The organism is Mesorhizobium sp. WSM4829, from assembly GCF_055811475.1.
The window spans coordinates 68,353-93,192 of record NZ_JBVVQJ010000005.1 but is presented as its reverse complement, the minus strand read 5'-3'; the positions used below and the strand labels follow the sequence as shown (position 1 = coordinate 93,192).

Genomic DNA, 24,840 nt, shown 5'->3' with positions numbered 1-24,840 from the left:
CTTTCATTCAGACATTCATGACGGTTAATTCATGTCACGCGACACCTTCTACATCACCACGGCGATTTCCTATCCCAATGGCAAGCCGCATATCGGCCATGCCTACGAGCTTATCGCCACCGACGCACTCGCCCGCTTTCAGCGGCTCGACGGCAAACAAGTCTTCTTCCTCACCGGCACCGACGAGCACGGCATCAAGATGCTGCAGACGGCGAAGAAGGAAGGTATTTCGCCGCGTGAACTGGCCGACCGCAATTCGGCCGACTTCCAGCGCATGGCCGTTGCGCTCAACGCCTCTAATGACGATTTCATCCGCACCACCGAAAAGCGGCACTACGCAGCCTCTCAGGCGATCTGGAAGGCGATGGCCGCCAATGGCGACATCTACAAGGGCGGTTATGCCGGCTGGTATTCGGTACGCGACGAAGCCTATTACGGTGAAGAAGAAACTGAGGTCCGCGCCGACGATCTCCGCTACGGGCCGCAGGGAACATCGGTCGAATGGGTTGAGGAAGAGAGCTATTTCTTCCGTCTGTCGGCCTATCAGGACAAGCTGCTGGCACTCTACGAAGACCAGCCCGACTTCGTCGGCCCGGCCGAACGGCGCAACGAGGTGGTCAGTTTCGTCAAGTCGGGCCTGAAGGATCTTTCGATTTCGCGGACCACGTTCGACTGGGGCGTTCCGGTGCCGGGCGACGAGAAGCATGTGATGTATGTCTGGGTCGACGCGCTGACCAACTACATCACCGCTGCCGGATATCCCGATGAAAATGCTGACAATTGGCGCTTCTGGCCTGCCGATGCACACATCATCGGCAAGGACATTGTGCGCTTCCACGCAGTCTATTGGCCGGCCTTCCTGATGTCGGCAGGACTCCCCTTGCCGAACCGTGTCTTCGGTCACGGCTTCCTGTTCAACCGCGGCGAGAAAATGTCGAAATCGGTCGGCAACGTCGTCGATCCGTTCGCGATGATCGAGCATTACGGTCTCGACCAGGTGCGCTATTTCTTCATGCGCGAAGTGCCGTTCGGCCAGGACGGCAGCTACAGCCACGACGCCATCGTCAACCGGACCAATGCCGACCTCGCCAACGGCCTTGGCAATCTGGCGCAGCGCTCGCTGTCGATGATCGCCAAGAACTGCGGCGGCGTAGTGCCGAAACGCAGCGAGTTGGCGGAGGCCGACAGGGCGATCCTCGACCAGACGGTGGAGGCGCTTGCTACTGCTCGCAAGATGATGGCGGAGCAGGGCATCCATCTAGCGCTGGCGGCGATCTTCGGCGTCGTGGCGGAGGCCGATCGCTACTTCGCCTCGCAGGAACCCTGGGCGCTCAGAAAGACCGATCCGGCGCGCATGGAAACGGTGCTGTGGACGACTGCGGAAGTCGTCCGACGCGTGGCGCTGCTGTGCCAGCCCTTCATTCCGGGATCGGCCGCCAAGCTGCTCGACCTGCTGGCCGTACCGGCGGACAGCCGCGATTTCGTGCATGTCCACGCGGACCATGCGCTGGTATCGGGGGTTACTCTGCCCGCGCCGGAGGGCGTGTTTCCGCGTTACGTCGAGCAACCGGACGCGAACATCTGATGTTGGTCGACAGTCACTGCCATCTCGACTTTCCGGATTTCGCAGAGGAGCGGGCGGCCATCGTCGCCCGCGCCTTGGCCGCTGGAATCGGTCGCATGGTGACGATCTCGACGCGTGTGAAGCGGTTCCAACAAGTGCTTGAGATCGCTGAATCTTTCGACGAAGTCTATTGCTCTGTCGGCACCCATCCTCACAACGCCGCCGAGGAGCTGGACGTGACTGTCGAGGCGCTTGTCCGGCTGTCCGCTCATCGCAAAGTGGTGGCGATCGGCGAGGCCGGGCTCGACTATTTCTACGATCATGCGCCGCGCGATGCGCAGGCGCAGGGCTTTCGCACGCACATCGCCGCAGCACGCGAGACGGGCCTGCCTCTGGTCATCCACGCGCGTGATGCCGACAGCGACATGGCTGATATCCTCGAGGAGGAAACAGGGAAGGGCGCCTTCCCGTTCATCCTGCACTGTTTTTCGTCAGGGCGCAGGCTGGCCGAAATCGGCGTGGCGCTCGGCGGCTATGTTTCCTTTTCCGGCATCGTGACTTTCAAGAATTCAGCCGAGCTGCGCGCCATCGCCGCCGATGTGCCACATGACCGCCTGCTGGTCGAAACCGACGCGCCGTACCTTGCGCCGGTACCGTTTCGCGGCAAGCGCAACGAGCCTGCCTATGTCGCGCATACGGCCAAGGTGCTGGCCGAAATGATCGGCGTCAGCGAGGCTGACATCGCCGCTGTCACCACGGACAATTTCTTCCGGCTGTTCAGCAAGATGCCGCGCCCGACCGCGCTGAGCGTTTGACGCATGAGCGACCGGCTGCGCCTCACCATTCTCGGCTGCGGCTCATCGCCGGGCACGCCGCGCATCACCGGCGACTGGGGCAATTGCGATCCGGCCAATCCGAGGAACCGGCGCATGCGCACCGCAGCGCTCATCGAGCGGATCGCGGCAAACGGCGACAGGACCACAGTCGTCATCGACACCGGGCCGGATTTCCGCGCGCAGATGCTGCTGGCTTCAGTCAGGCGCATAGATGCGGTCGTCTATACGCATCCGCATGCCGACCACATCCACGGCATCGACGATTTGCGCGGCTTCGTGCTCGAGCAGCGTCATCGGATCGATATCCACGCCGACCAGCCGACCATGCTGCGGTTACGGGAAGCATTCGGCTATTGTTTCGAAACACCGTTAGGCAGTTCCTATCCGCCCATTGTCGAGCCCCATATCATCGACCATGCCAGGCCGGTGGTGATCGAAGGTGAGGGGGGTGCCCTGACTCTCGAGCCGCTGCCGCAGATCCATGGCGACATCATATCGCTTGGGTTTCGCATCGGCGGCCTCGCCTATTGCCCCGATGTCAGTGATTTCCCCGACGCCACCGCCGAACGGCTGCGCGATCTCGACGTGCTGGTCATCGATGCGCTGCAATACAGGCCGCATCCGAGCCATCTGTCGCTCGGCCAGGCACTCGGCTGGATCGAAAAACTGGCGCCGAAAAAGGCCGTACTGACGCATATGCATGTGCCGCTCGACTACGCTGCGGTGATGGCCGAGACGCCGGCCGACGTCGACCCGGCCTATGACGGCATGACGATCGAAATCCCTTATGAATCTGCATGATAGGTTCGGTTCTTCATGGCTGGAAGCATTGATCGTGTGACCAGGGCAGCGGCCGATGCCGGCCTCGACATCGAAATCAGGCGCATGGGCGCCTCGACACGCACCGCCGAGGAAGCCGCCGCGCAATGCGGCTGCACAGTCGCCCAGATCGTCAAATCCCTGGTGTTCCAGGGAGAAACCAGCGGAAAGCTGTTTCTCTTCCTGGTTTCCGGCTCCAACCAGCTCGATCTGGCCAGGGCTGCCGCACTGGCCGGCGAGCCGCTGAAGCGCGCCGACCCGCGGCAGATCCGCGACGAGACCGGCTTTGCCATCGGCGGCGTGGCGCCGATCGGCCATCTGATTGCGATCTCGGCGTTCGCCGACGAAACGCTGCTCGGCTTCGATCGCGTTTGGGCTGCGGCCGGCGCCCACGACGCGGTGTTCGCCGCCGAACCACAGGCGATGGTCCAGGCAGCGCAAGCTGTCGTGGCGACACTGGCAGTCTGAATCGAACGCGCCTGATACGCAGTCTCGAGGCTGCAGCGAGCCGACTGGCGCACTCTATTCGGCGGCGACTGCGGTGGGCGGCTGCATGATTTCGGGCGCCGCCGGCGCGAACAACATCTTTACGACGTTGCGGAAGGCGAGGATCTGGCGTTCGAGGACACGCGGGTCGCCGAGCCCGCGCGACATGATGATGCCGCCATCGATCACACAGGAGAACATGATGGCGACGTCGTCGAGGTCCATGCCCTTGCGGGCAGGATAAACGGCCGCGATCTCGTTCAGCGCGTCGCGAAACCGCCCGTTCCAGGAGCGGACGGCGGCGGCGGCGATGTCGCGAACGGTGCGGTCGAAGAGGCGCTCCTGATAGGTGAACGTCGCGATCAGGCAGCCTGGGTGGCCGTTCGGCAAGTCACCCATCAGCTCGGCAAGCAGCTTGAGCGTGATCAGGAACGACTGCAACGGATCATCGGACAATTGCCGGCCGCGGTGAAACACATCATCGAAGATGCGGTCGTTCTCCTCGACGTAGCGCAGCATCAAGGCGCGGGCGAGTTCGTTCTTGTCCTTGAAATGATAGAAGAAGCCGCTCTTGGTGATGCCGGCTTCGGCGATCACCTCCTCGATGGACGTCGCGCCGAAGCCCTTGGCGAGCACCGAGGCCTCGGCGATCTCCAGAATGCGTTCGCGCGTTTCCGCACCTTTGCGCATGGCCGAATGCCCTCAGATCTACTGTACCGGCGGTATGGTTTTCACACCCGCCACCATCGGCACCGATAGCAATATGACCGGCCCAGCGCGGCTATCCGTCTGTAATTGCTGCGGTTTCCGCTTCGGTGGAGTACCGGACCACAAGCCTTCTACCGCACCGGCGGCACGTACTGCTAAAACGTGGCTATTGCGAACCGGCCGCCATCAGGTCGGCACGGTGTCATCTTACCACTGGAGACAAACATGGCCAAGTACCGCCAGAATCTGCCGCAACTCGCCAACAGAACATTCCTGAGCGATGGCGGCATGGAAACGACCCTCATCTTTCACGAAGGCCTCGACCTTCCGCACTTTGCTTCATTCACGCTGATGGCAACGGCTGAAGGCCGGCAGAAGCTGAGGGAATATTTTGTCCGTTATCTGACCATTGCGCGCAGAAATGGGACCGGCTTCATCCTCGACACGCCGACGTGGCGAGCCAACGCCGATTGGGGAACCTTGCTCGGCTACGGGCCGGAAGCGTTGCGGGCCGTCAACGAGGCCTCGATCGAGCTTCTTCTCGACCTGCGCAATGAGTTCGAGACCGCCGAAACGCCGTGCGTCATCAGCGGTGCGATCGGGCCGCGCGGCGACGGCTACAAAGCCGGCAAGATGGACGCCAGCGAGGCGGAAGCCTATCACGCGGCGCAGATCGAGAGTTTCGCGCGGACCGAGGCCGACATGGTTGCGGCCTATACGCTCACCAATTTCCACGAGGCAATCGGCGTGGCGCGGGCTGCCAAGGCGCATGCCATGCCGTGCATGATCTCGTTCACGGTGGAGACGGACGGCAAGCTGGTGACCGGCACGACGCTCGGCGAGGCGATCGACAGGGTCGACGACGCGACAGACGGTGCGCCGGCCTACTATATGATCAACTGCGCCCATCCGACGCATTTCATGCAGGCGCTGAACAAGGGCGAGCGCTGGCTCGATCGCGTCTATGGCGTGAAGGCGAACGCTTCAACCAAAAGCCATGCCGAACTGGACGAATCGGAAACGCTCGACGCGGGCGACCCGGACGATCTCGGGCGGCGCTACAGCAGGCTGACAGCCTCGTTTCCGACGATGCGCATCCTGGGCGGCTGCTGCGGCACCGACCACCGGCACGTCGCGGCGATCTGCGAGGCCTGCGTGCCACAGGCGGCGTAGGAACTTGTGTGCGTCGCAGGAGACGCAACGCTATCAACCGCAGTTCCGCTGGTTCCAAAGGAACAAGGAACTGCGGTTGGGCCGAAAAGCAACGCAATCACAACGCACATCAGTTCCATAATCTATCTTATGCGACTTTCTGATGGGTGGAATTCTCAGCGTGAACCGACGGAAAGCCTCTCTGATTTTTGCGTCGATGGGCTTAGCGTAGGATTTCGCTCCTACAGCAAACGGCAATCATGAAATGACCGCCTCGCCTCCCTTTCTCGGCTTTCCCGATCGCCTCGCCAATGGCCACACGCCCCGTGCGGTAATCTTCGGAGCCGGTCACGGCAGCACCTATCCCGGCAAGGACAGCAGCGGTTATGCCTTGGCCGCCGACGCCATCCGCGATGCGAGCCAAGTCGATGCCGAACTCGTCGAGCACTGGGATTTCGATCTCGGCGGCCCGCTGTTCGACGGTAAGCCGGTCTGCTGCATCGACGCCGGCGACATCCCGACAACCATGCATGACAATCCCGGCAACCGGGCCCGGATCGAGGCGAAGACGCGCGAGATTCTGGCATTGCCGGCCGTACCGATCCTGCTCGGCGGCGACGATTCCGTGCCCATTCCCTTATTCGCCGGCTTTGCGGATCACGGGCCGGTCTGGATCCTGCAGATCGACGCCCACATCGACTGGCGCGACGAGTTGCATGGCGAACGCTACGGCTATTCCAACCCGATGCGCCGGGCGAGCGAGATGACGCATGTCGCCGGCATCGTGCAGGTCGGCATCCGTGGCGTCGGCAGCGCACGCCTCAGCGAAATCGAAGCGGCGAGGCACTATGGCAGCCGCTTGGTGACCGCCCGCGAAATTCACGCCCACGGCGTCGAAGCCGCTCTCCAGCATATTCCGGAAGGAGCGCGGGTCGTCGTCACCCTCGACTGCGACGGCCTCGATCCCGGCATCATGCCGGGCGTGGCGGCGCGTACGCCCGGCGGCCTCACCTACACTCAGGTGATCGACCTGGTCGCGGGCCTCGGCAAGCGAGCCAGGATCGCCGGATTCGACCTCGTCGAGCTCTATCCTCCGGCCGACATTGACGGCCTGTCGGCCCTGACCGCCGCGCGCCTTCTCGTCAATGTGATCGGCACCATCGTCCGGCAGATTTGAAGCCCAGCTTCCTCTCGTAGCATGATGGCCGACAAGGTTTCATCCGCCTGACGCCGGTCGGGCGCTCCGGTCAGTGCCAGGAGGGCCTCGTCGTCGTTTGATGACATGTCTACTTGCAGGGAATGTGACCGCCCTTGCCTGTCACAAAACTGCATTCAACGATTCATACAGCTCGACGATGGTCAAACGCTGCCTCATCATCATCGACCTGCTGAATGAATATCTCGACCTGTGGGACGCAGATAGGGCCAATCGACTGGTTCAGAATACCAACCGGTTGGTCGGCGCTTTCAGAAGTTTACAGCTCCCGGTTATCTGGGTGCGGCAGGAGTTCCGGCCGGATCTCAGCGACGCATTCCTTGAGATGCGCGACAAACGTATCGCCGTTACAATTCAGGGCACGAGAGGTGCCCAGCTTCACGCGGGGCTCGATTGGCAGCCAAGGGATGCGACGATCATCAAGAAGCGTTACAGCGCGTTCTTCAAGACCGGACTTGACGAGCTACTGGCGGAAATGGGCATCGATGAACTGGTTCTATGCGGCGTCAATACGCACGCCTGCATCCGCACGGCTGCGGTGGACGCCTATCAACAAGATTTCCGGGTGGTCCTGGCCGAGGAATGCGTCGGCTCCTACGACGCAGAGCACGCGCGCGTCTCCCTGGATTACATGAACGGCAAGATAGCCAAAATAGCGACTGTTTCTGAGATCGTTAAAGCTCTCGGCGCAATCTAATGAACGTCTGAAAGGCGCCGACTGCGGTCATCATCACGAGTACATCCGATAAAGCACCAGCGGGATCAGGCCCATTACAATTGCAATGACGGCGCGTTCCAACCATCGCATGAATTTCGACTTTGAAGGATTGCCCGATATCAAGTTACTCAGCACGTCACCGAGAAATTGGAGCAAATCACCCATCGTATATCCGACCCCAAAGTCGTCATCGCCCTGCCGCTATGATTGCACCGCATCGTTTACTTTAGGTTGATGACATGGCGGCTTAGGGCCGCACCCTGCCCTTCGCCTTGTCGCTGCCAGACACTCAAAACCAACGCCGGGAATTGCTGAGCAGTATCTGCTACGACACCGTAGACTCGCGCGAAGGCCGATTTCCTGGGCAGACCGCCCTGCGCGCCTGCCGCTCCTCGTCAGAAGTCAATATCGCCGAAATCGCCGCCGCCATCGGAGCCGGCGTCGCCTGCCTGGTCGGCAGCGGCTTCGTCTGGCTGTGACGCCGCCGGCTCGGTTGCCTGCGCTTGGCTTCCGCCAAACATGCCTGCGATGGCGTTGCCGAGAAGCACGCCGCCGGCAACGCCCATCGCGGTCTGCGCGGCTCCGGCGAGGAAACCGCCGTCTGCCCTGCGCCGATCATTGCCCGAGAGCGGCTCCTGCGGCGGAGCGGCAGCGGTGCGCCCGACCCGCGGCACCGAACCCGAGCGCCTGGCGCCGCTGCTGCCAAAGAGGCGGCCAAGCAATCCGCCGCCGGCAGGCTGCTGTGCCTGTTGTTCCAGTTCTTCTATGCGGGACTGTGCCGCGTTCAGCGCCTGTTCCTGCACAACGATCGTCTGCGCCATGTAGTATGGGGCGCCGGGCTGCCGGGCAATCTGATCGTTGATGAAGCGTTCCGCTTCGGCGTCGCGCGGCGGCGTCTGCCGCTCGACATTCGCAAGTTTCTCGAAAAGATTGGCGATCGCCTGCTGGTCGTTCCTGTCCATGGCAAGCAACTCCGATATCCAGGCGCGCCGCGTTCCGAAAGATTTTCGCGACGCGCTTCAAGTCTCTGTTATGCATGTCGCTGCTCCAAAAATGCTGCCGCGACATGCATGGATTTGACGCGGCTATTCGCGCTCGCCGGTGAAGTTCAACAGCAGCTGGAAGATGTTGATAAAATTCAGATAGAGCGAGAATGCACCGAAGACGGCGAGCTTCTGCTGCGATTCCGCACCGAAGTTTTCAGCAAATTGCTCCTTGATCGTCTGGGTATCCCAGGCGGTGAGGCCGATGAACACGGCGATGCCGATCACCGAGATGGCGAACTGGAGCGCGGTCGAGCCGAGGAAGATGTTGACGATGCTGGCGATCACCACGCCGATCAGACCCATGATCAGGAAGGACGAGAACTGGGTCAGGTCGCGTTTGGTCGTGTAGCCGTAAAGGCTGGTCGCGCCGAACATGGTGGCGGCGATGAAGAAGGTGCGCGCGATGCTGGTCCCGGTGAACACCAGGAACACGGATGCCAGCGACAGGCCCATGACCGCACAGAATGCCCAGAACATCGCCTGAGCGCCGGCCGCGGACATCGTCTGCATCCGGAACGAGAACAGCAGCACGAAGGCGAGCGGTGCCAGCATCACCACCCACTTCAACGGAGTGGAAAAGATCGGCACGTAGAGGGCTGGCGTCGAAGCCACGACGAAGGCGATCACGCCGGTAACGACGAGGCCAACTCCCATGTAGTTGTAGACGCGCAGCATGTGCTGGCGCAGGCCTTCGTCATAGACGGCGCCGGCCTGGGCTCCGACACCGGTGCGGTATCCTAGATTGGGGGTGTTCATGCGGCTTCTCCTTTGTGAAGGTCAGTAAAGCGTGTTGGCGAGCGTTTCTGCGGTGCGATCGAGATCGCGGACACCGCTTCGGGCGACGACTGCGTAAGCAACTTCGCCGATCTGGAAATAGGCCGAGGAAATTTCGCCCGACGGGGCGACGGTCGGCTGGACCACGTCGAACGTTCCGGGCCTGATCGCGAACAGCGAGACCAGCCCCAGGTCTGTTGTTTCGACAGCCATCTCGACGCTCGGGCCGAACTGTGATGGATAGATCTGGACGTCACGGACTTTCCAGTCCTTCGGCAGCGACGGCATGACGATCGCCGTGGCGGCGCGGATTTCGTCCGCATCGTAGTCCGGCGCTTCGGGCTGGGATGACATCGCCTCGCGCAGGATCGTCGTCCTATGTGCCCGGATCGCCTCTTCCAGATAGACGGGCGGCTGGGTCGAGGCGACGACTTTCGTCACCGATATCGGCCCGACGATCCCGTTGGCCAACCAGCCCGCAGCCACCAGGACTGCGACCGCTGCAGCCCGCTGCAACGTGCGCAAGGCGCGCCCTCGAGCCAGTCCCCGTTCCAGCCGCCGTGCCGCATCAGCCGTCGCCGGCCGCGCCATGCCCTTGCATCCGGCAAGCGCCACGCGCAGTTCGTCGCGCGTCCTGAGGTCGGACATCACGCGGGCGGCAGCCTCCGGACGGGCGGACAGAAACGCCTCGACCTCAATGCGGCGGGCAACGTCCAGCTGGTCGTCGACATAGGCGTCGAGGTCGGCATCGGTCACCGGGTCGCGCAGTTCGCTCATCATGGACATCACGGGCCTCCCACGATCTTGAGGTGGCTTTTCGCATGTGCCGGCAATTTGTCCTCCATCTCGCGAAGCGCTGCGCGCGCCCTGCCGATGCGCGACATCAGCGTACCCAGCGGTACGCCGCTGGCCTCTGCCGCCTGGCTGTAGGTAAGTCCCTCGATGGCGACGAGATGCAGCGCCGAACGCTGCTCATCCGGCAATTTGAAAAAAGCTTCGCGTACCTGTGCCAGGCGGACGGAATGCTCCTGGGGTGCCTGCATACTGGCGTCGGCAAGATATCCGGCCTGCTCGACGCGCGCCGCTTCGGATTTGCGGGACCGCAAGCCGTCAATGAAAGCGTTGTGGACGATCGACAGCAGCCATGCGCGCAGGTTTCCGCCGGATCGAAAGGTGCCGCGCCGCTCATAGGCACGCACCAGCGCGTCATGCACAAGATCCTCTGCTTCCGCGCTGTCGCGCGTCAGAGAACGCGCGTAGCGGCGCAAAGAACCAAGCTGTCCTACGATATCGAAGCGTGGCATCGACCCTCTCACGTCCTGTTTACGGAGCATGGCAGGCTTTTAATCCCGCTCTTTGCGTTTTTTGAGTTTTTTGCGATCCGGGATGTCAGGCACAGCCGGTACTACGCCACCAGCGCGCGTACGATTCCTTGTCCGGGAACGAGCGGCCCTCCCCGCAGCCGCCTCAATTCGCCGCGCGGTTTTAGCGCCACCGGGGATTTCGATGTTTATCCCTGAATTAATTTGTGACGCGAAATATCGCGAAAGTGTCATCTTTTTCGGGGCACTTGCGAGTTATAGGCAGGAAACATTCACCGCCGAATCTTCCCTTCGCCGACGGCGCTTTGGGCCCGCTTTTGTTCAACGAATTATCGACCCGACATGACAAGCCCCGACATGACAGGCAATGTGCCAGCCCAGCGGGATACCCGCATCGATGTCTTCCGCGCGCTAGCGCTGCTGACGATCTTCGTCAACCACGTGCCGGGGACGATCTTCGAGTATGTCACGCACAAGAATTTCGGCTTTTCCGATTCGGCCGAAGCCTTCGTGCTGATTTCGGGGATTGCCGTTGGGCTCGCCTACGGACTGAAGTTCCAGCCGGGGAATCGGTTGCTCATCACCCTGAAGGCCTGGCGGCGTGCCGGTGTCCTCTATGTCACCCACGTCATGACCACTGTCGCGACGCTGGCGATCTTCTCGGCGGCTGCATTGCATTTCTCGCGGCCCGATCTTTTGAAGCTGATCAACATCCAGATGATCATCGAGGACACGCCGGAAGCGCTGCTCGGCATCGCGGCGCTCGGGCATCAGATCGGCTATAACAACATTCTTTCCATGTATGCCGTCGTACTTCTGATGATGCCGGTTTTCCTGTGGATCGGCACTTTCAGCCTGCGCCTGATGCTCGCTGCGTCCGCTCTCCTCTGGCTCATCGCCGGCATTTTCCAGATCGCGCCTTCAAATTTTCCCGGCGACGGCTTCTGGTTCCTGAACCCGCTCTCCTGGCAGTTTCTCTTCGTCATCGGCATCGCCGGCATGCTGCATATCAAGCGCGGCGGCGAAATCCGCTTCAACTGGATGATGGCGAGCGCGGCCGTCTTGTATCTGGTCGGCGCGCTGATCTGGGTGCGGTTGCCGCTGTGGGGCATCGAGACGGCCTCCGGCCTGCCTACCGTGCTGACTGGCTTCGACAAGACGTTCCTGTCGCTGTCGCGCCTCATGCACATTCTGGCGATCGCCTATCTGATCGTGGCAATCCCGGCGCTTTCCAACCTGGCGAAGACGAGGCCCGGACACCCGCTCGCGGTTCTCGGCAAGCATTCGCTGCCGGTCTTCATCGCCGGAACGATCCTCGCCATGATCGCGCAGGTCATGAAGGTCGTCAGCCCAGGCGGCCTCCTCTACGACGCGATCCTGATCTCGACAGGCATCGCGCTGCAGTTCGGCTTCGCCTACTACCTCGAATGGTTGCCGCGGATCGGTTGGGGCGGCACGAAGCGGCAATCTGGAGCCGCCTTGCCGTCTGCTGCTCTCAAACCGGCATGATAGAACGGCGCGACTCGCCGTGCGATCAAGGTCTTTCGACGGTGCCAGCCTCGCCTCCAGGCCACGCTTTGGATTGCTGTGTCCTGTCGCCCGGTTGGCGGTTTTCCGCCTGGCGCAACTGAAAACCGCTGGCGCAGCACAGCCGATTTGCGTATCACTCCGCCGCCAACGGAAACCGCGCCGATGTTCGAAGACCTCCAGCCTGCCCCAGCCGACAAGATCCTCGCCTTGATCGGCCTCTATCGTGCCGATCCCCGCCCCGGCAAGGTCGACCTCGGCGTTGGCGTCTACAAGGATCGCGATGGTAAGACGCCGGTGATGCGCGCCGTGTGCGAAGCCGAAAAGCGATTGCTGCAGAGCCAGGATACCAAGACCTATCTTGGCCTTGCCGGCGACGCCGGCTTCAACACGGCGATGGCGAGGCTGGTTTTTGGCCCTGCGGCCGAGCTGACGCGCATCCGTGCGGCGCAGGCGCCCGGCGGCTCGGGCGCGCTGCGGCTGGTGGCCGAGCTGCTCAAGAGGACGCGATCCGACGCGACGATCTGGCTGTCGGACCCGACCTGGCCGAACCACATGCCGGTGATGCGCGCCGCCGGCCTGCAGATACGCGAATATCCCTATTTCGACGCCGCCTCAGGTGCTGTTCGCTTCGCCGACATGATGAGCGCGCTGGCGACCGCCAGGAGCGGCGACGTGGTGCTGCTGCATGGTTGTTGCCACAATCCGACAGGCGCCAATCTGGACACCGCGCAGTGGACCGAAATAGCAGACCTCGTCGTCGAGCGCGGCCTGCTGCCCTTTGTCGACATTGCCTATCAGGGGTTTGGCGAGGGCCTGGACGCTGACGCCGCCGGCTTGCGCCTGCTGGCGGCGAAAGTCTCGGAAATGGTCGTTGCCTCGAGCTGCTCGAAGAACTTTGCCGTGTATCGCGACCGCGTCGGCGCGGCGATGATCCTGGCAAAAGACAGCGCGCAGGCGGATGTCGCAATGAGCCAGATGCTGTCGGCGGCGCGCGCCATGTACTCGATGCCGCCGGACCATGGCGCGGCCGCGGTGCGCATCGTGCTTGAAGACGCCACGCTGCGCGCCGACTGGGAAGCGGAGCTCGAGGAGATGCGCCTGCGCATGCTGCGGCTTCGGGTGCAGTTCGCCGAAGCGCTGCGGCGGCAGTCCAATTCCGATCGCTTCGATTTCGTCGCCAGCCATCGCGGCATGTTTTCCCGGCTTGGCCTGTCCGAAGCGCAGGTCGAGCGGCTGCGCGCCGAGCACGGCGTCTATATGGTCGGCGACAGCCGCATCAACGTCGCCGGCCTGCCGGAGGACGGCATGGACGCGCTCGCCAAGGCGATCGTCTCTGTGCTCGACTGAGGTTTTGAGCAGCAGCGCTGTGGACAATCGCCCCTCGCCTTGCGACGGCGTTGGCTGCACCGTCGGACGCAGGCTAGCATGCGACCGATGAAACCTTCGAAAGATATTTCCCGGCTGATCGAGATCATGGCGGCGCTGCGGGCGCCGGAAACCGGCTGCCCGTGGGACGTCGAGCAGGATTTCTCGAGCATCGCGCCCTACACGATCGAGGAAGCCTACGAGGTGGCGGACGCCATCGCGCGTGGCGACCTGGACGATCTGCGCGACGAGCTCGGCGACCTGCTGCTGCAGGTCGTCTACCATGCGCAGATGGCCGAGGAGGCCGGTGAATTCGCCTTTGGCGACGTGGTCCAGGCCATCACCACAAAAATGATCCGCCGCCATCCGCATGTCTTCGGCGACGATGAGGCGCGCAGCGCCGGCATGGCCAAGGGCATGTGGGAGAAGATCAAGGCCGAGGAAAAAGCCGAAAAGCGAAACGCCCGCCTCGCCCGCGGGCACGATCCGGAGGATCATGGCAAGGGTTTTCTGGACAGCGTACCGGTCGCCCTGCCCGCTTTGACGCGGGCGCTCAAGCTGCAGGAAAAGGCGGCCCGCGTCGGTTTCGACTGGAGCGAGGCCACGCCGATCCTCGACAAGATCGATGAAGAGATCGGCGAGTTGCGCCAGGCCCTTGCCAAGGGCGATACGGCTTCGATCAAGGACGAGTTCGGCGACATGCTGTTTGCCGTCGTCAATCTCGGGCGTCATCTCAAGGTTGATTCCGAAGCGGCGCTCAGTGGCACCAACGAGAAATTCCGCTCGCGGTTCCACTATGTCGAGCACGCGCTGGAAAGGTCCGGAAACACCCTGGAAAAGGCGACGCTCGACGAGATGGAGGCGCTTTGGCAGCAAGCTAAAAGCGCGAAGTAACAGAAATTACCCGTTGTTTTTACGGTGCAATCTGGTTTCTATCTCTTCGTGTGCGCTTCGCGTCGCTTTGAGCGACACGGTTATACCGCCATCTTCATTGTCGGTGCGCGAGACCACGTCGCCATTGCGGTAGAGCCAGTCGACGAACCCAAGCTGGTCAGGCTTGAGCGTGACGGTCTGCGTTTCCAGTTCGCCTGAAACTCGTGTCTCGATGATCGCCTTCAGCACATCGATGCCCTCGCCGGTGGCGGCCGATATGGCAATCGGCGGTGCCTTGCTGCCGTCGATCCCGTCGGCGAGCAACCGCTCCCGGTTGCCCTCATCGAGCCGGTCGATCTTGTTCCACACTTCGATGACGCGCCTGCCGTCGCCGGCATCGACGCCGAGATCGGCGAGGATGCGCTCGACATCCTCGGCCTGGGCGGCCGTGTCGGGATCCGAAATATCGCGCAAATGGATGACGAGATCGGCCTCGACCACCTCTTCGAGCGTTGCCCGGAAGGCCGCGATCAGATGCGTCGGCAGGTCCGAAATGAAACCGACGGTGTCCGAAAGGATGACCGGCGTGCCGTGCGGCAGCCGCACCCGACGCAGTGTCGGGTCGAGCGTGGCGAACAGCATGTCCTCGGCCAGCACCCCAGCTCCGGTCAGCCTGTTGAACAGCGTCGACTTGCCGGCGTTGGTATAGCCGACAATGGCCACGACCGGGAACGGCACCTTCTTGCGCTTGGCGCGGTGCAGGTCACGGGTGCGTCGCACTGTTTCCAGCTCGTGCTTGAGCTTGTTGATCTTGTCCTGCAGGACACGGCGGTCCGACTCGATCTGCGTTTCGCCAGGGCCGCCGAGGAAACCGGCACCGCCGCGTTGGCGCTCGAGGTGAGTCCAGCTTCGCACCAGCCGGCCCTTCTGATAGTTGAGGTGCGCCAGATCGACCTGCAGCGTGCCTTCCTTGGTCCGCGCGCGCTCGCCGAAAATTTCCAGGATCAAGCCGGTGCGATCCAGCACCTTGGCGTTCAATTCCTTTTCCAGGTTGCGCTGCTGCACCGGCGTCAGCGGATGATCGACAATGACCAGTTCGGCACGGCCCTCTTTGACGATCTCGGCGAACTCCGCGACCTTGCCGCTGCCGAGCAGGGTTGCAGGCCGGGGATCGTTGACGGTCACAACCGCGGTATGGATCGGGTCGAGGTTTATGGCTTGGGCAAGACCAACCGCCTCGTCGTGGCGGGCCTCGGCAGAACGCGTCAGACGCGGGCGATTGGTGTCCTCGTCGCCGCGCGGCTGGCGGGTAAGCACCGGCACGATGACCACGGCCCGGGTCGGGCCTTCGGCCTCCGCCCCCGGCTGATATGCTGGTTTTTCGCGAACGCTGCGATCCGCGTCTTTCTTACGTGCCAATCAGGCGCCCTGGCTTTCCTCGCCATCGAACATCTGAACCGGCTGGCTCGGCATGATCGTGGAAATGGCGTGCTTGTAGACGAGCTGGGAGTGGCCGTCTCGACGCAGCAGAACACAGAAATTGTCGAAGGAAGTGACCACGCCGGTCAGCTTCACGCCGTTGATGAGGAAGATGGTGAGTGGGTTTTTGCTTTTGCGAACTGAATTCAGGAACAGGTCCTGAAGATTTTGCGATCGTTCCGCCATTGTTCTTGTCTTTCGCCGATCCCCTTCGGTTTGCAGGCCACTGCGCCAAATTAACTGGCACATGTCAAGCGCGCAAACACCGTCTTGCCGTCAATAACGACAAGCAGAACGAGATATATTGATGTTCATTCCACCTGTGCGGTTATCAGGCTGGACTTTTTTCCGCAACGTCAAAAAAGGCGTGCCGCAAGGAAAGTGTTATCGAGCCCGGATGGCCGTTGGCGACCGGAGCACCGTCGATCGCCACGATCGGCATGGCGATTGTGGTCGCGGAGCTGATGAAAACCTCGCGCGCGGCCTTGGCTTCGGCGACCGAAAAGCCCCGCTCCTCGATCTTCAGGCCGAGCTTGGCGGCCACGTCGAACAGCGTGGTGCGGGTGATGCCGCGCAGGATGCCGTGCTCGGCCGGACGCGTCACCAGCACGCCGTCCCTGGTGATGATCCAGGCGTTCGACGACCCACCTTCCTTGACGGTGCCGTCGGCATCGACGAACCAGGCTTCCTGGGCGCCGGCTTCCTTGGCCTTCTGCTTGGCGAGCACATTTGGCAGCAGGCCGACCGACTTGATGTCGACCCGGTCCCAACGGTTCTCCGGCACGGTGATGACCTTGATTCCGCTTTCGGCCCTCCTGGCGGCAGCAGCGGGGTCGGCTTTCCTGGCGGTAACCACCAGCGACGGCTTCGTGCCGGCCGGGAAAGCAAAATCACGGCCGGCGACGCCGCGCGTCACCTGAAGATAGACCAGGCCATCGGCGACATGGTTGCGGCGGACCACCTCGCGCAGGATGATCGGCAACACGCCCGGCGTGACCGGCCAGTCGATCGACAATTCGGCCAGCGAGCGGTTCAGCCGTCCGAGATGGCGAGGCATATCGACGATGAAGCCGCGCGCCACCTCGCAGACCTCGTAGACACCGTCGGCGAACTGATAGCCACGGTCCTCGATATGCACGAAAGCGTCGGCGTGAGCGATATAGCGCCCGTTCACATAGGCAATGCGCGGCATGGGTCACCCCTGAAGAAGTCAGCGCATGACCCCGAAAATCGGACTCTATTTTCGGGAAGGAGCATGCGCAAAAAACAAAATGCTACAGCGTCGTTGCGCGTCCCAAAAGACGCGCGGCAGCGCTTCTTATGCGATTCCGCCGCCGCCGTAATCGATAATTGCGTAGGCCACGACCGGATTGGCTATCAGACGCCCAGCGATTTCAGCTTTCGGTGAAGCGCCGAGCGCTCCATGCCGATGAACTCGGCCGTTTTCGAGATGTTGCCGCCAAAACGGTTGATCTGGGCGATCAGATAGTCCTTCTCGAACTGTTCGCGCGCTTCACGCAACGGCAGCGCCATGATGTGCTGATCGGATTGGTTCGGGGTGCGCGGCATGACATCGCCGATCTCGGCAGGCAAGAGATCGGCGGTGATCGGTGCGTCGATATCGTCGCCGCGCGCCAGGATCATCAGCCGCTCGACGTTGTTGCGCAACTGGCGAACGTTGCCTGGCCAGTTGTGCGCCTGCAGCACCGCCAGCGCGTCGTCGCCGATGCGCCGCGGCCGGATGCCGGCCTGACGGGCGATCTGCTTCATGAAATTGTCGACAAGATAGGGGATGTCCTCACGCCGCTCGGCCAATCCCGGCACCATGACCGGAACCACCGCCAGGCGGTGATAGAGATCCTCGCGGAAACGACCGTCGGCGATCATCGCCTCCAGGTTCTGCGACGTCGACGAAATGATGCGGACATCGACCTTGACCCGTTTGGTGCCCCCTACCCGCTCGAACTGCTGCTCGACCAGCACACGCAAGATCTTGTTTTGCGTTTCGCGCGGCATGTCGGCCACTTCGTCGATGTAGAGAATGCCGCGATGGGCTTCCTCAAGCGCGCCGACCTTGCGTTCGACACCGTTTGATTCGGTGCCGAACAGCTCGACCTCCATGCGTTCGGGCGTGATGTTGGCGGCGCTCAGCGTGACAAACGGGGCGCCCTTGCGCGCCGACAGCGTGTGGATGGCGCGTGCCGCGAGTTCCTTACCCGAGCCGGAGGGGCCGATGATCATGACGCGGCTGTTGGTCGGCGCGACGCGCTCGATGGTCTGGCGCAACTGGCTCATCGCCGACGACATGCCGATCAGGTCGAAGGTTTCGCCGCTGCGCAGCTTGAGATCCGAAACCTCGCGCCTCAGCTTCGAGGTTTCAATGGCACGTTCGGCGATGAGGATCAGCCTGTCGGCCTTGAACGGTTTTTCGATGAAGTCATAGGCGCCGCGGCGGATGGCCGAGACCGCCGTCTCGATGTTGCCGTGGCCCGAGATCATCACCACCGGCAGGCTCGGATGCATCGTCTTGATCTCGTCCAGCAACGCCAGTCCGTCCAGACGCGAGCCTTGCAGCCAGATGTCGAGGAAAATCAGCCTCGGCGCCCGGTCGGCGATCGCCGCCAGGGCGCTGTCGGCATCGAATGCCGTGCGGGTTTCGTGACCTTCGTCGCTCAGGATACCGGCGACAAGTTCGCGGATGTCTTCCTCGTCATCGACGATGAGAATGTCAGACGCCATTATCGACCTTTTCAGTTTCTCTTTCGGGTTCTGTCCTGCCTTCGCCGCGCGACGGCACGGTGGCGGCGAGCGGCAGGATGATGCTGATCATCGCGCCTCGCCCGTCGTGGAAATCCGCCGGCGCGTCATGCAATTCGAGCCGGCCGCCATGGTCCTCCACTATCTTCTTGACGATAGCGAGGCCGAGCCCGGTGCCCTTCTCGCGTGTCGTCATGTAAGGCTCGAGCAATCGCTGGCGGTTCTCGCGCGGCAAGCCCTTGCCGTTGTCGATGACATCGATGCGAATCGTACCATTCTGGCGCCCGGCTTGAATCCGGATTATGCCGTGCGAGCGGTCCTTTTGATCAAGTCCGTCAATCGCCTCGGCTGCATTCTTGATGACGTTGCCAAAGGCCTGCGCCATCAGGCGGCTGTCGAACGTGCCTTTGAGCGGTTCGTTGCCGAATACGCGCTCGAAGGTGATATCGGAGCGGCTCACCTCGACGAGGAACGAGGCTTCGCGCAACGATTCGCGCAAATCGAGGGCCTTCATTTCGGGCTTGGGCATGCGTGCGAAAGCGGAGAACTCGTCGACCATGCGGCCGATGTCCTCCACTTGCCTGATGATCGTATCGGTGCACTGATCGAAAACCTCGCGGTCTTCGGTGATGACCTTGCCGTAGCGGCGCTTGATGCGCTCGGCCGAAAGCTGGATCGGCGTCAGCGGGTTCTTGATCTCGTGGGCGATGCGCCGCGCCACATCCGCCCAGGCCGAGGAACGCTGCGCCTGGACCAGATCGGTGATGTCGTCCACCGTCACGACATAGGATTTCTCCTCCGAACCGTCGTCGCCGGCCTCGACCGTGATCTGCACGTTGAAGGTGCGCTCCGCACCGGCGCGATAGAAGGTCACCTGTTCGCGATGGACAGGCTTGCCCGACTTGCGGCCGATCTCGAAGACGCGGCCGACATGCGGCAGCACGGCGGAGAGATTTTGCCCGAGTGCGGCGGTGGCGGATATGGCCAGCATCGTTTCGGCCGACCGGTTGACGATGGTGACGATGCCATACGGATCGACGCCGATAACGCCGGCGGTGACACCGGCAAGCACGGCTTCCGAAAAACGCCGCCGCTCGTCGATCAAATCCTTGGCGGACAGAATCTCGTTACGCTGCGATTTCAGTTCCAGCAGCATCTTGTTGAAGGTGTCGCCGAGCGAGGCGACGTCGCCGTCGGAGGGCCGAACCGGCACGGCAACGTCGAGATTGCCGGTCGCGACCTCGTCGGCCGCGCCGATGAGCTGGCGGATCGGCCGCACCAGGCGGTCGGCCACGGCGATGCCGGTCCAGATGGCGGACAGGATGATGATCAGCGTCAGCGACAAATAGGGAAGTGCAAAGGCCACCTGCGAGGTGCGGCGACTGTCTTCGAGGCCGCGATATTCGTCGGTGTTGGACCTGACAATCTGCCGCGCCTTGATCACCTCGGGATCGACGAGCCGGATGGTGTAGAGATAGAGCCCTTCGATCTCGCGCAGTTTGACGATGGCGCCCATGATGTTGCGCGTCTTCGGCTCGATCAGCACCGGCCTGCCGTCAGCGGCACCGCTCATGGCGCCTTCCGGCGGCTCCGGCATGGCAAAATCGGCGTCGGTCTTGGCGCTCATGACGAACGAACCGTCGGACCTGATCAGTGCGGCATGGGCCAGCGAGCGTCCAACGGCTTCCTTGTTCATCAGATCGAGGAAGCCGGTTCGATCGAGGCCGTAGAGCGTGCGGGAGGCGTCGAGATCGTAAGCCATCGACAGGGTCGTTCCCTGGAGGTTGCGCGCGTTCTCCTGCACATAGGCATCGGCTATCGACAGCGACGAATTGACGATCGTCTTGGTGCGGATTTCGAACCAGCGATCAAGACCGATATCGAGCGTGATCGAGGCGATGATCGCCACCATGATGGCGGGAATCGCGGCGACCAGCGCGAACATCGCGACGATCCGCACATGCAGCCGCGACGCCGCCTTGCCGCGCCGGCGCGCCATCACGATACGATGTACTTCGCGGCCAACCAGCGCGATCAGGAACAGGATGAACGCCGCATTGACGGCGATTAGCGCCAGGGTTGTGCTCTCGTCCGGCGTGATCGGCGTGGCACCGACGAGGATGGCAAAGGAGATCGCCGCCGTAACCAGCGCACCGGCAATTGCCACCACGCCCGGCAGCGCAAGCAGCCGGCGCCCGTCACTTGTGCGGGGTTCGCTGAAAAGCGTTTCGCTCAGTCTCGATGCCCGTGGAGCCATGTCGCCGTCTAGAGCCAGTGATTGCGTCGGATGTATGCAACGCATTGTGGCGATTATGCAACAAGTGTGGCCTGGACGGAACTGTTTCGGCGCTCGATCCCCCGGAAAAGGCTTCGCTCTGTCACACCGGCCCGAAATTCGGGATCGATTTGTTGAAAGAAAACGGCGCTCTAAGCTTGCCTGGTCGATTTGTAGACGTTGACGCCGAGTTCGCGAATCTTCTTGCGCAGCGTGTTGCGATTGAGCCCGAGGAGCTCCGCAGCCTTGATCTGGTTGCCGCGGGTTGCCGTCATCGAAGCAAGCACCAGCGGATATTCGACCTCGGAAAGGATACGCTGATAGAGGCCGGCGGGCGGCAAGTCGCCGGCGAACGAAGCAAAATAGCGCTGCAGGAAATGTTCCACCGCCTGGCCGATGGACAGGTCGTCGGGAATGAGGTTGCCGCCGCCGGGAACGACCGGCCTCTCGCCGGTCTTCAGTTCCGCCTCGATGACTTCGGCAGAAATCTCGTCCTGCGAATAGAGCGCGGCAAGTCTGCGGACAAGATTTTCGAGCTCGCGCACGTTGCCCGGCCACGGATAGCGCTTCATCAGCTCGATGCCGCCCGTGGAAATGCGCTTGGTCTGCAGGCCTTCGCTGGCGCCAAGCTTGAAGAAGTGCCGGACGAGATCCGGAACGTCCTCGGACCGCTCGCGCAGCGCCGGCAGCCTTAGCGGCACAACATTCAGGCGATAGAACAGATCCTCGCGGAAAAGCCCTTGATTGATCAGCGTGCGCAGATCCTTGTTGGTGGCGGCGACGATGCGCACGTCGGTCTTGATCGGCGTGCGGCCGCCGACGGTGGTGTATTCGCCCTGCTGCAGGACACGCAGCAGGCGGGTCTGCGCCTCCATCGGCATGTCGCCGATCTCGTCAAGGAAGAGCGTGCCGCCTTCGGCCTGCTCGAAACGGCCGGTGGAGCGGTTCTGCGCGCCGGTGAAGGCGCCCTTCTCGTGCCCGAACAGTTCCGATTCGATCAGGTCGCGCGGGATCGCAGCCATGTTGATCGCGACGAAGGGGCCGCCGCGGCGGCGGCCATACTCGTGCAGCGCGCGCGCGACCAGTTCCTTGCCGGTGCCCGATTCGCCTGAAATCATCACCGTCAGGTCGGTCTGCATCATGCGCGCCAGCATGCGGTAGATATCCTGCATGGCGGCCGAGCGGCCAACCAGCGGCATCGTTTCCGGCGGCTCGTCCGCCCGCGCATCGATCTTCGGCCGTCGGGGCTCGGAAAGCGCCCGGTTGACGATGTTGAGAAGCTCGGTCAGGTCGAACGGTTTCGGCAGATATTCGTAGGCGCCGGTTTCGGAAGCGCGAATCGCGGTCATGAACGTGTTCTGGGCGCTCATGACGATGACGGGCAGTTCCGGTCGCGCCTTCTTGATGCGCGGCAGCATGTCGAAGGCGTTTTCGTCGGGCATAACCACGTCGGTGATGACGAGATCGCCCTCGCCCGCCGCCACCCAGCGCCACAGCGTCGAGGCGTTGGACGTCACGCGCACCTCATGGCCGACGCGCGAAAGCGCCTGATTGAGGACGGTGCGGATGGCCGCATCGTCGTCGGCGACGAGAATATTGCCGCGAACCGTCATTTGCGGTCTCCTTCGCCATCGTCGTCTGTGCCGAACGGCGTTTCTTTCCAGGCTGGCATCAGGATGCGGAAGGTGGTTGCGCGCGGCGTAGAATCGCATTCGATGATGCCGCCATGCTCGCCAACGATTTTCGCGACCAGCGCCAGACCAAGCCCCGACCCGTTCGGCTTGGTGGTGATGAAGGGGTCGAACAGGATCGGCAGAATATCTTCGGAGACGCCAGAACCGTTGTCGCGCACGCAAAATTCCAGCGGCAGCGACACGCGGCCCTGCGATCCCGGAACGGAAACACGGATGCCCGGCCGGAACGCGGTCGACAGGGTGATCTCGCCTTGCGGATCGCCGCCAATCGCCTCGGCCGCATTCTTGACCAGGTTGAGGAACACCTGGATGAGCTGGTCGCGGTTGGCGAAAACCGGAGGCAATGATGGATCATAATCCTCCAATATCTTGATCCGCTTGGCAAAACCGTTCTTGGCAATCGCCTTCACATGGTCGAGCACGATATGGATGTTGACCGGATAGCGATCGACGGGCCGCTCGTCGGAAAACACCTCCATGCGATCGACGAGCGAGACGATGCGGTCGGTCTCGTCGGTGATCAGCCGGGTCAGCGCGCGATCCTCGTCGGAAGCCGACAATTCGAGCAGTTGGGCGGCGCCCCGGATGCCGGATAGCGGGTTCTTGATCTCGTGGGCAAGCATCGCGGCAAGGCCGGTCACCGAGCGTGCCGCACCGCGGTGCGTCATCTGCCGGTCGATCTTGTCGGCCATCGACCGTTCCTGGAACATCACCACGACGGAGCCCGGGAATTCCGACACCGGCGCGACATAGAGATCCACGACCTTCTCGATGCCGAGGCGCGGCGACGACACGTCGACCCGGTATTCGTTGACGGGTGCCCGGCGCTCGCGGACCTGGTCGACAAGCGTCAGCAACGGGCTGCCGAAGGGAATGAGCTTGGATAATGTGTTGCGGGCGAGCATGGTCGCGCTCGAGCGGAAGAAATCCTCGGCATCGGCGTTGGCGAAGGTGATGAATCCTTCCGCATCGAGCATGATCACCGGGCGGCGGATGGTGTTGAGCACGATGTGTGCGGCGTCCGCCATGTCCATGTTCTGTGCAACGGTGGCATTCATGCTGCGCTCCGCAGGTTCATCGCCTCGGCAGCGCTTGAAAACACCTCGCGCAACGCGGCAATGACGCGGACGGGCTCGAAGCAGGTAAGGATGGCCTTTCGCTGCTCATCGACGACGCCAGCGGCGTGGCGGTCGAGATACCAGCCAAGATGCTTGCGCGCCTGGCGCACGCCGCTTTCGATGCCGTAGAGCGACAGCATGTCCTGGTAGTGGGCAACGACGTAGTCGGCCAGCGCTTGCGGGCTTTCCGGCACACCGGGCGTCGCCTCTTTTGCCGCGCCTGCCGCGATGCTGCCTGCCGTCCATGGCACGCCGTAATGCGCGCGGCCGATCATCACCGCGTCGGCGCCCGACTGGTCGAGGATCATTGCTGCTTCCGCCGGCGAGCCGACATCGCCATTGGCAACGACCGGGATCGAAACAGCCTGCTTTATGCGTGCGATGGCGCGCCAGTCGGCCTTGCCCTGGTAAAACTGGCAGCGCGTGCGGCCATGCACCGTCACCATCTGAACCCCCGCCTGCTCGGCGCGGCGCGCCAGAACAGGCGCATTGAGCGCGCTTTCGTCCCAGCCGAGCCGCATCTTGACCGTGACCGGCACCTCGACGGCGCCGACCACCGCCTCGATCAGCGACAAAGCGTGATCGAGATCGCGCATCAGCGCCGAACCGGCATAGCCGCCCGTCACCTTCTTGGCCGGGCAGCCCATGTTGATGTCGATGATGTCGGCGCCCTCGCCCGCGGCTATACGGGCGCCCTCTGCCATATGCACCGCCTCACGGCCGGCAAGCTGGACCATGTGCACCGGCAGCCCGGAATGGCGGATGCGCAGGCCGCAACCGGCTCTGCCCCTGGCAAGTTCGCCGCTCGCCACCATCTCCGACACCACCAACCCGGCGCCATGCGCATGGGCACGCTGCCGGAACGGCTCATCTGTTATGCCCGACATGGGCGCGAGAAAAGCGCGATTGCGGATTCTCACACGACCCACATCCAGCGGAGATGCCAATTTGGTCAGGTCAAGCATGCACAAAAACCAAGCATTTTTAATAGCTGCACAATCACTAGCCAGAATGGCGGCAATGTGCAACGCGCAATGACGTCGCATTAAGGCGCATTTGGGAAAATGCTGGCACTAGCCAAAGTGCGGTGCGTGTTGGGGACGCTATT

Annotated in this window: 24 protein-coding genes; 10 read left to right on the top strand and 14 right to left on the bottom strand. The window is 62.5% G+C overall.

Features of this window, described 5'->3' with window-relative positions; translation table 11 throughout:
- Positions 1 to 31 precede the first annotated feature (31 nt).
- The 4 genes from metG to AC0L17_RS06885 are packed head-to-tail and all read left to right on the top strand — an operon-like array spanning position 32 to position 3,687.
- Positions 32 to 1,585, top strand: a complete 1,554-nt coding sequence (gene metG, locus AC0L17_RS06900; RefSeq protein WP_473515255.1) for a methionine--tRNA ligase — start codon at positions 32 to 34, stop codon at positions 1,583 to 1,585.
- A complete protein-coding gene (locus AC0L17_RS06895; RefSeq protein WP_473515254.1) occupies positions 1,585 to 2,379 on the top strand; it encodes a TatD family hydrolase in 795 nt (264 codons plus the stop codon). Before metG ends, AC0L17_RS06895 begins: the two co-directional genes overlap by 1 nt.
- Positions 2,380 to 2,382: 3 nt before the next feature.
- Positions 2,383 to 3,201, top strand: a complete 819-nt coding sequence (locus tag AC0L17_RS06890) for an MBL fold metallo-hydrolase (RefSeq protein ID WP_023799206.1) — start codon at positions 2,383 to 2,385, stop codon at positions 3,199 to 3,201.
- Between the two features lie 15 nt (positions 3,202 to 3,216).
- Complete coding sequence (locus tag AC0L17_RS06885; RefSeq protein WP_473515253.1) at positions 3,217 to 3,687, top strand: YbaK/EbsC family protein; 471 nt, start codon at positions 3,217 to 3,219, stop codon at positions 3,685 to 3,687.
- A gap of 54 nt (positions 3,688 to 3,741) precedes the next feature.
- Here the strand turns inward: AC0L17_RS06885 and AC0L17_RS06880 are convergent, their stop codons facing one another.
- Positions 3,742 to 4,395 (bottom strand): TetR/AcrR family transcriptional regulator, encoded by a 654-nt coding sequence (locus AC0L17_RS06880; RefSeq protein WP_091591074.1) that lies wholly within the window; start codon positions 4,393 to 4,395, stop codon positions 3,742 to 3,744.
- Between the two features lie 243 nt (positions 4,396 to 4,638).
- Here AC0L17_RS06880 and AC0L17_RS06875 point away from each other — a divergent pair, with 243 nt between their 5' ends.
- From AC0L17_RS06875 to AC0L17_RS06865, 3 genes are all read left to right on the top strand, one after another.
- Positions 4,639 to 5,586, top strand: a complete 948-nt coding sequence (locus AC0L17_RS06875) for a homocysteine S-methyltransferase family protein (protein ID WP_473515252.1) — start codon at positions 4,639 to 4,641, stop codon at positions 5,584 to 5,586.
- A gap of 244 nt (positions 5,587 to 5,830) precedes the next feature.
- The gene (locus tag AC0L17_RS06870) at positions 5,831 to 6,742 is read left to right on the top strand and encodes an agmatinase (protein WP_473515251.1); all 912 of its coding nucleotides are present in this window, start codon (positions 5,831 to 5,833) and stop codon (positions 6,740 to 6,742) included.
- A gap of 124 nt (positions 6,743 to 6,866) precedes the next feature.
- Positions 6,867 to 7,478 carry a cysteine hydrolase family protein gene (locus AC0L17_RS06865; RefSeq protein ID WP_473515250.1) on the top strand — a complete coding sequence of 204 codons (612 nt, stop codon included), beginning with the start codon at positions 6,867 to 6,869 and terminating at the stop codon, positions 7,476 to 7,478.
- 33 nt (positions 7,479 to 7,511) lie between these two features.
- On the opposite strand, the gene AC0L17_RS06860 is transcribed toward AC0L17_RS06865, so the two are convergent.
- The 5 genes from AC0L17_RS06860 to AC0L17_RS06840 form a co-directional block, all read right to left on the bottom strand.
- Positions 7,512 to 7,664 (bottom strand): hypothetical protein, encoded by a 153-nt coding sequence (locus tag AC0L17_RS06860; RefSeq protein ID WP_473515249.1) that lies wholly within the window; start codon positions 7,662 to 7,664, stop codon positions 7,512 to 7,514.
- A gap of 230 nt (positions 7,665 to 7,894) precedes the next feature.
- Positions 7,895 to 8,461, bottom strand: coding sequence for a DUF2076 domain-containing protein (locus tag AC0L17_RS06855; RefSeq protein WP_473515248.1), 567 nt, complete (start codon positions 8,459 to 8,461; stop codon positions 7,895 to 7,897).
- A gap of 123 nt (positions 8,462 to 8,584) precedes the next feature.
- Positions 8,585 to 9,301 carry a Bax inhibitor-1/YccA family protein gene (locus AC0L17_RS06850; protein WP_473515247.1) on the bottom strand — a complete coding sequence of 239 codons (717 nt, stop codon included), beginning with the start codon at positions 9,299 to 9,301 and terminating at the stop codon, positions 8,585 to 8,587.
- Positions 9,302 to 9,322: 21 nt separating this feature from the next.
- Entirely contained in the window at positions 9,323 to 10,096 is a 774-nt protein-coding gene (locus AC0L17_RS06845) for an anti-sigma factor family protein (protein WP_473515356.1), read from the bottom strand.
- Positions 10,097 to 10,104: 8 nt separating this feature from the next.
- Positions 10,105 to 10,623, bottom strand: a complete 519-nt coding sequence (locus tag AC0L17_RS06840) for a sigma-70 family RNA polymerase sigma factor (RefSeq protein WP_287066635.1) — start codon at positions 10,621 to 10,623, stop codon at positions 10,105 to 10,107.
- Between the two features lie 360 nt (positions 10,624 to 10,983).
- Between AC0L17_RS06840 and AC0L17_RS06835 the strand changes: the two genes are divergently transcribed.
- The 3 genes from AC0L17_RS06835 (at position 10,984) to mazG (ending at position 14,430) form a co-directional block, all read left to right on the top strand.
- Positions 10,984 to 12,150: an OpgC family protein gene (locus AC0L17_RS06835; RefSeq protein WP_473515246.1), complete on the top strand. Its 1,167-nt coding sequence runs from the start codon at positions 10,984 to 10,986 to the stop codon at positions 12,148 to 12,150.
- A 183-nt stretch (positions 12,151 to 12,333) separates the two neighbouring features.
- Complete coding sequence (locus tag AC0L17_RS06830) at positions 12,334 to 13,518, top strand: amino acid aminotransferase (RefSeq protein ID WP_473515245.1); 1,185 nt, start codon at positions 12,334 to 12,336, stop codon at positions 13,516 to 13,518.
- A gap of 87 nt (positions 13,519 to 13,605) precedes the next feature.
- Positions 13,606 to 14,430, top strand: coding sequence for a nucleoside triphosphate pyrophosphohydrolase (mazG, locus tag AC0L17_RS06825; RefSeq protein ID WP_473515244.1), 825 nt, complete (start codon positions 13,606 to 13,608; stop codon positions 14,428 to 14,430).
- A gap of 6 nt (positions 14,431 to 14,436) precedes the next feature.
- Here the strand turns inward: mazG and hflX are convergent, their stop codons facing one another.
- The 8 genes from hflX to dusB all read right to left on the bottom strand — a co-directional run bounded on the left by hflX (position 14,437) and on the right by dusB (position 24,697).
- The gene (hflX, locus tag AC0L17_RS06820) at positions 14,437 to 15,828 is read right to left on the bottom strand and encodes a GTPase HflX (protein WP_128174488.1); all 1,392 of its coding nucleotides are present in this window, start codon (positions 15,826 to 15,828) and stop codon (positions 14,437 to 14,439) included.
- Positions 15,829 to 16,074: an RNA chaperone Hfq gene (gene hfq, locus AC0L17_RS06815; RefSeq protein ID WP_006202172.1), complete on the bottom strand. Its 246-nt coding sequence runs from the start codon at positions 16,072 to 16,074 to the stop codon at positions 15,829 to 15,831.
- Positions 16,075 to 16,219: 145 nt separating this feature from the next.
- Positions 16,220 to 17,080, bottom strand: coding sequence for a D-amino-acid transaminase (locus tag AC0L17_RS06810; protein WP_473515243.1), 861 nt, complete (start codon positions 17,078 to 17,080; stop codon positions 16,220 to 16,222).
- A gap of 185 nt (positions 17,081 to 17,265) precedes the next feature.
- Complete coding sequence (gene ntrX / locus AC0L17_RS06805) at positions 17,266 to 18,627, bottom strand: nitrogen assimilation response regulator NtrX (protein WP_027153990.1); 1,362 nt, start codon at positions 18,625 to 18,627, stop codon at positions 17,266 to 17,268.
- Positions 18,617 to 20,902 carry a sensor histidine kinase NtrY-like gene (locus AC0L17_RS06800; protein ID WP_473515242.1) on the bottom strand — a complete coding sequence of 762 codons (2,286 nt, stop codon included), beginning with the start codon at positions 20,900 to 20,902 and terminating at the stop codon, positions 18,617 to 18,619. The genes ntrX and AC0L17_RS06800 overlap by 11 nt, the downstream gene beginning before the upstream one ends.
- 170 nt (positions 20,903 to 21,072) lie before the next feature.
- Positions 21,073 to 22,533, bottom strand: a complete 1,461-nt coding sequence (gene ntrC, locus AC0L17_RS06795; protein WP_023799224.1) for a nitrogen regulation protein NR(I) — start codon at positions 22,531 to 22,533, stop codon at positions 21,073 to 21,075.
- Positions 22,530 to 23,672, bottom strand: coding sequence for a two-component system sensor histidine kinase NtrB (locus tag AC0L17_RS06790; protein ID WP_473515241.1), 1,143 nt, complete (start codon positions 23,670 to 23,672; stop codon positions 22,530 to 22,532). Before AC0L17_RS06790 ends, ntrC begins: the two co-directional genes overlap by 4 nt.
- Entirely contained in the window at positions 23,669 to 24,697 is a 1,029-nt protein-coding gene (dusB, locus tag AC0L17_RS06785) for a tRNA dihydrouridine synthase DusB (protein ID WP_473515240.1), read from the bottom strand. The genes AC0L17_RS06790 and dusB overlap by 4 nt, the downstream gene beginning before the upstream one ends.
- Positions 24,698 to 24,840: the final 143 nt, after the last annotated feature.

Coding starts and splice junctions, on each gene's coding strand:
- AC0L17_RS06830 (WP_473515245.1), top strand. CDS start 12,334: ATGTTCGAAGACCTCCAGCCTGCCCCAGCCGACAAGATCCTCGCCTTG.
- AC0L17_RS06890 (WP_023799206.1), top strand. CDS start 2,383: ATGAGCGACCGGCTGCGCCTCACCATTCTCGGCTGCGGCTCATCGCCG.
- AC0L17_RS06810 (WP_473515243.1), bottom strand. CDS start 17,080: ATGCCGCGCATTGCCTATGTGAACGGGCGCTATATCGCTCACGCCGAC.
- dusB (WP_473515240.1), bottom strand. CDS start 24,697: ATGCTTGACCTGACCAAATTGGCATCTCCGCTGGATGTGGGTCGTGTG.
- AC0L17_RS06800 (WP_473515242.1), bottom strand. CDS start 20,902: ATGGCTCCACGGGCATCGAGACTGAGCGAAACGCTTTTCAGCGAACCC.
- ntrX (WP_027153990.1), bottom strand. CDS start 18,627: ATGGCGTCTGACATTCTCATCGTCGATGACGAGGAAGACATCCGCGAA.
- AC0L17_RS06840 (WP_287066635.1), bottom strand. CDS start 10,623: ATGCCACGCTTCGATATCGTAGGACAGCTTGGTTCTTTGCGCCGCTAC.
- ntrC (WP_023799224.1), bottom strand. CDS start 22,533: ATGACGGTTCGCGGCAATATTCTCGTCGCCGACGACGATGCGGCCATC.
- AC0L17_RS06880 (WP_091591074.1), bottom strand. CDS start 4,395: ATGCGCAAAGGTGCGGAAACGCGCGAACGCATTCTGGAGATCGCCGAG.
- AC0L17_RS06870 (WP_473515251.1), top strand. CDS start 5,831: ATGACCGCCTCGCCTCCCTTTCTCGGCTTTCCCGATCGCCTCGCCAAT.
- AC0L17_RS06860 (WP_473515249.1), bottom strand. CDS start 7,664: ATGGGTGATTTGCTCCAATTTCTCGGTGACGTGCTGAGTAACTTGATA.
- AC0L17_RS06895 (WP_473515254.1), top strand. CDS start 1,585: ATGTTGGTCGACAGTCACTGCCATCTCGACTTTCCGGATTTCGCAGAG.
- AC0L17_RS06845 (WP_473515356.1), bottom strand. CDS start 10,096: ATGAGCGAACTGCGCGACCCGGTGACCGATGCCGACCTCGACGCCTAT.
- AC0L17_RS06850 (WP_473515247.1), bottom strand. CDS start 9,301: ATGAACACCCCCAATCTAGGATACCGCACCGGTGTCGGAGCCCAGGCC.
- AC0L17_RS06855 (WP_473515248.1), bottom strand. CDS start 8,461: ATGGACAGGAACGACCAGCAGGCGATCGCCAATCTTTTCGAGAAACTT.
- hfq (WP_006202172.1), bottom strand. CDS start 16,074: ATGGCGGAACGATCGCAAAATCTTCAGGACCTGTTCCTGAATTCAGTT.
- metG (WP_473515255.1), top strand. CDS start 32: ATGTCACGCGACACCTTCTACATCACCACGGCGATTTCCTATCCCAAT.
- AC0L17_RS06875 (WP_473515252.1), top strand. CDS start 4,639: ATGGCCAAGTACCGCCAGAATCTGCCGCAACTCGCCAACAGAACATTC.
- AC0L17_RS06885 (WP_473515253.1), top strand. CDS start 3,217: ATGGCTGGAAGCATTGATCGTGTGACCAGGGCAGCGGCCGATGCCGGC.
- AC0L17_RS06790 (WP_473515241.1), bottom strand. CDS start 23,672: ATGAATGCCACCGTTGCACAGAACATGGACATGGCGGACGCCGCACAC.
- AC0L17_RS06835 (WP_473515246.1), top strand. CDS start 10,984: ATGACAAGCCCCGACATGACAGGCAATGTGCCAGCCCAGCGGGATACC.
- mazG (WP_473515244.1), top strand. CDS start 13,606: ATGAAACCTTCGAAAGATATTTCCCGGCTGATCGAGATCATGGCGGCG.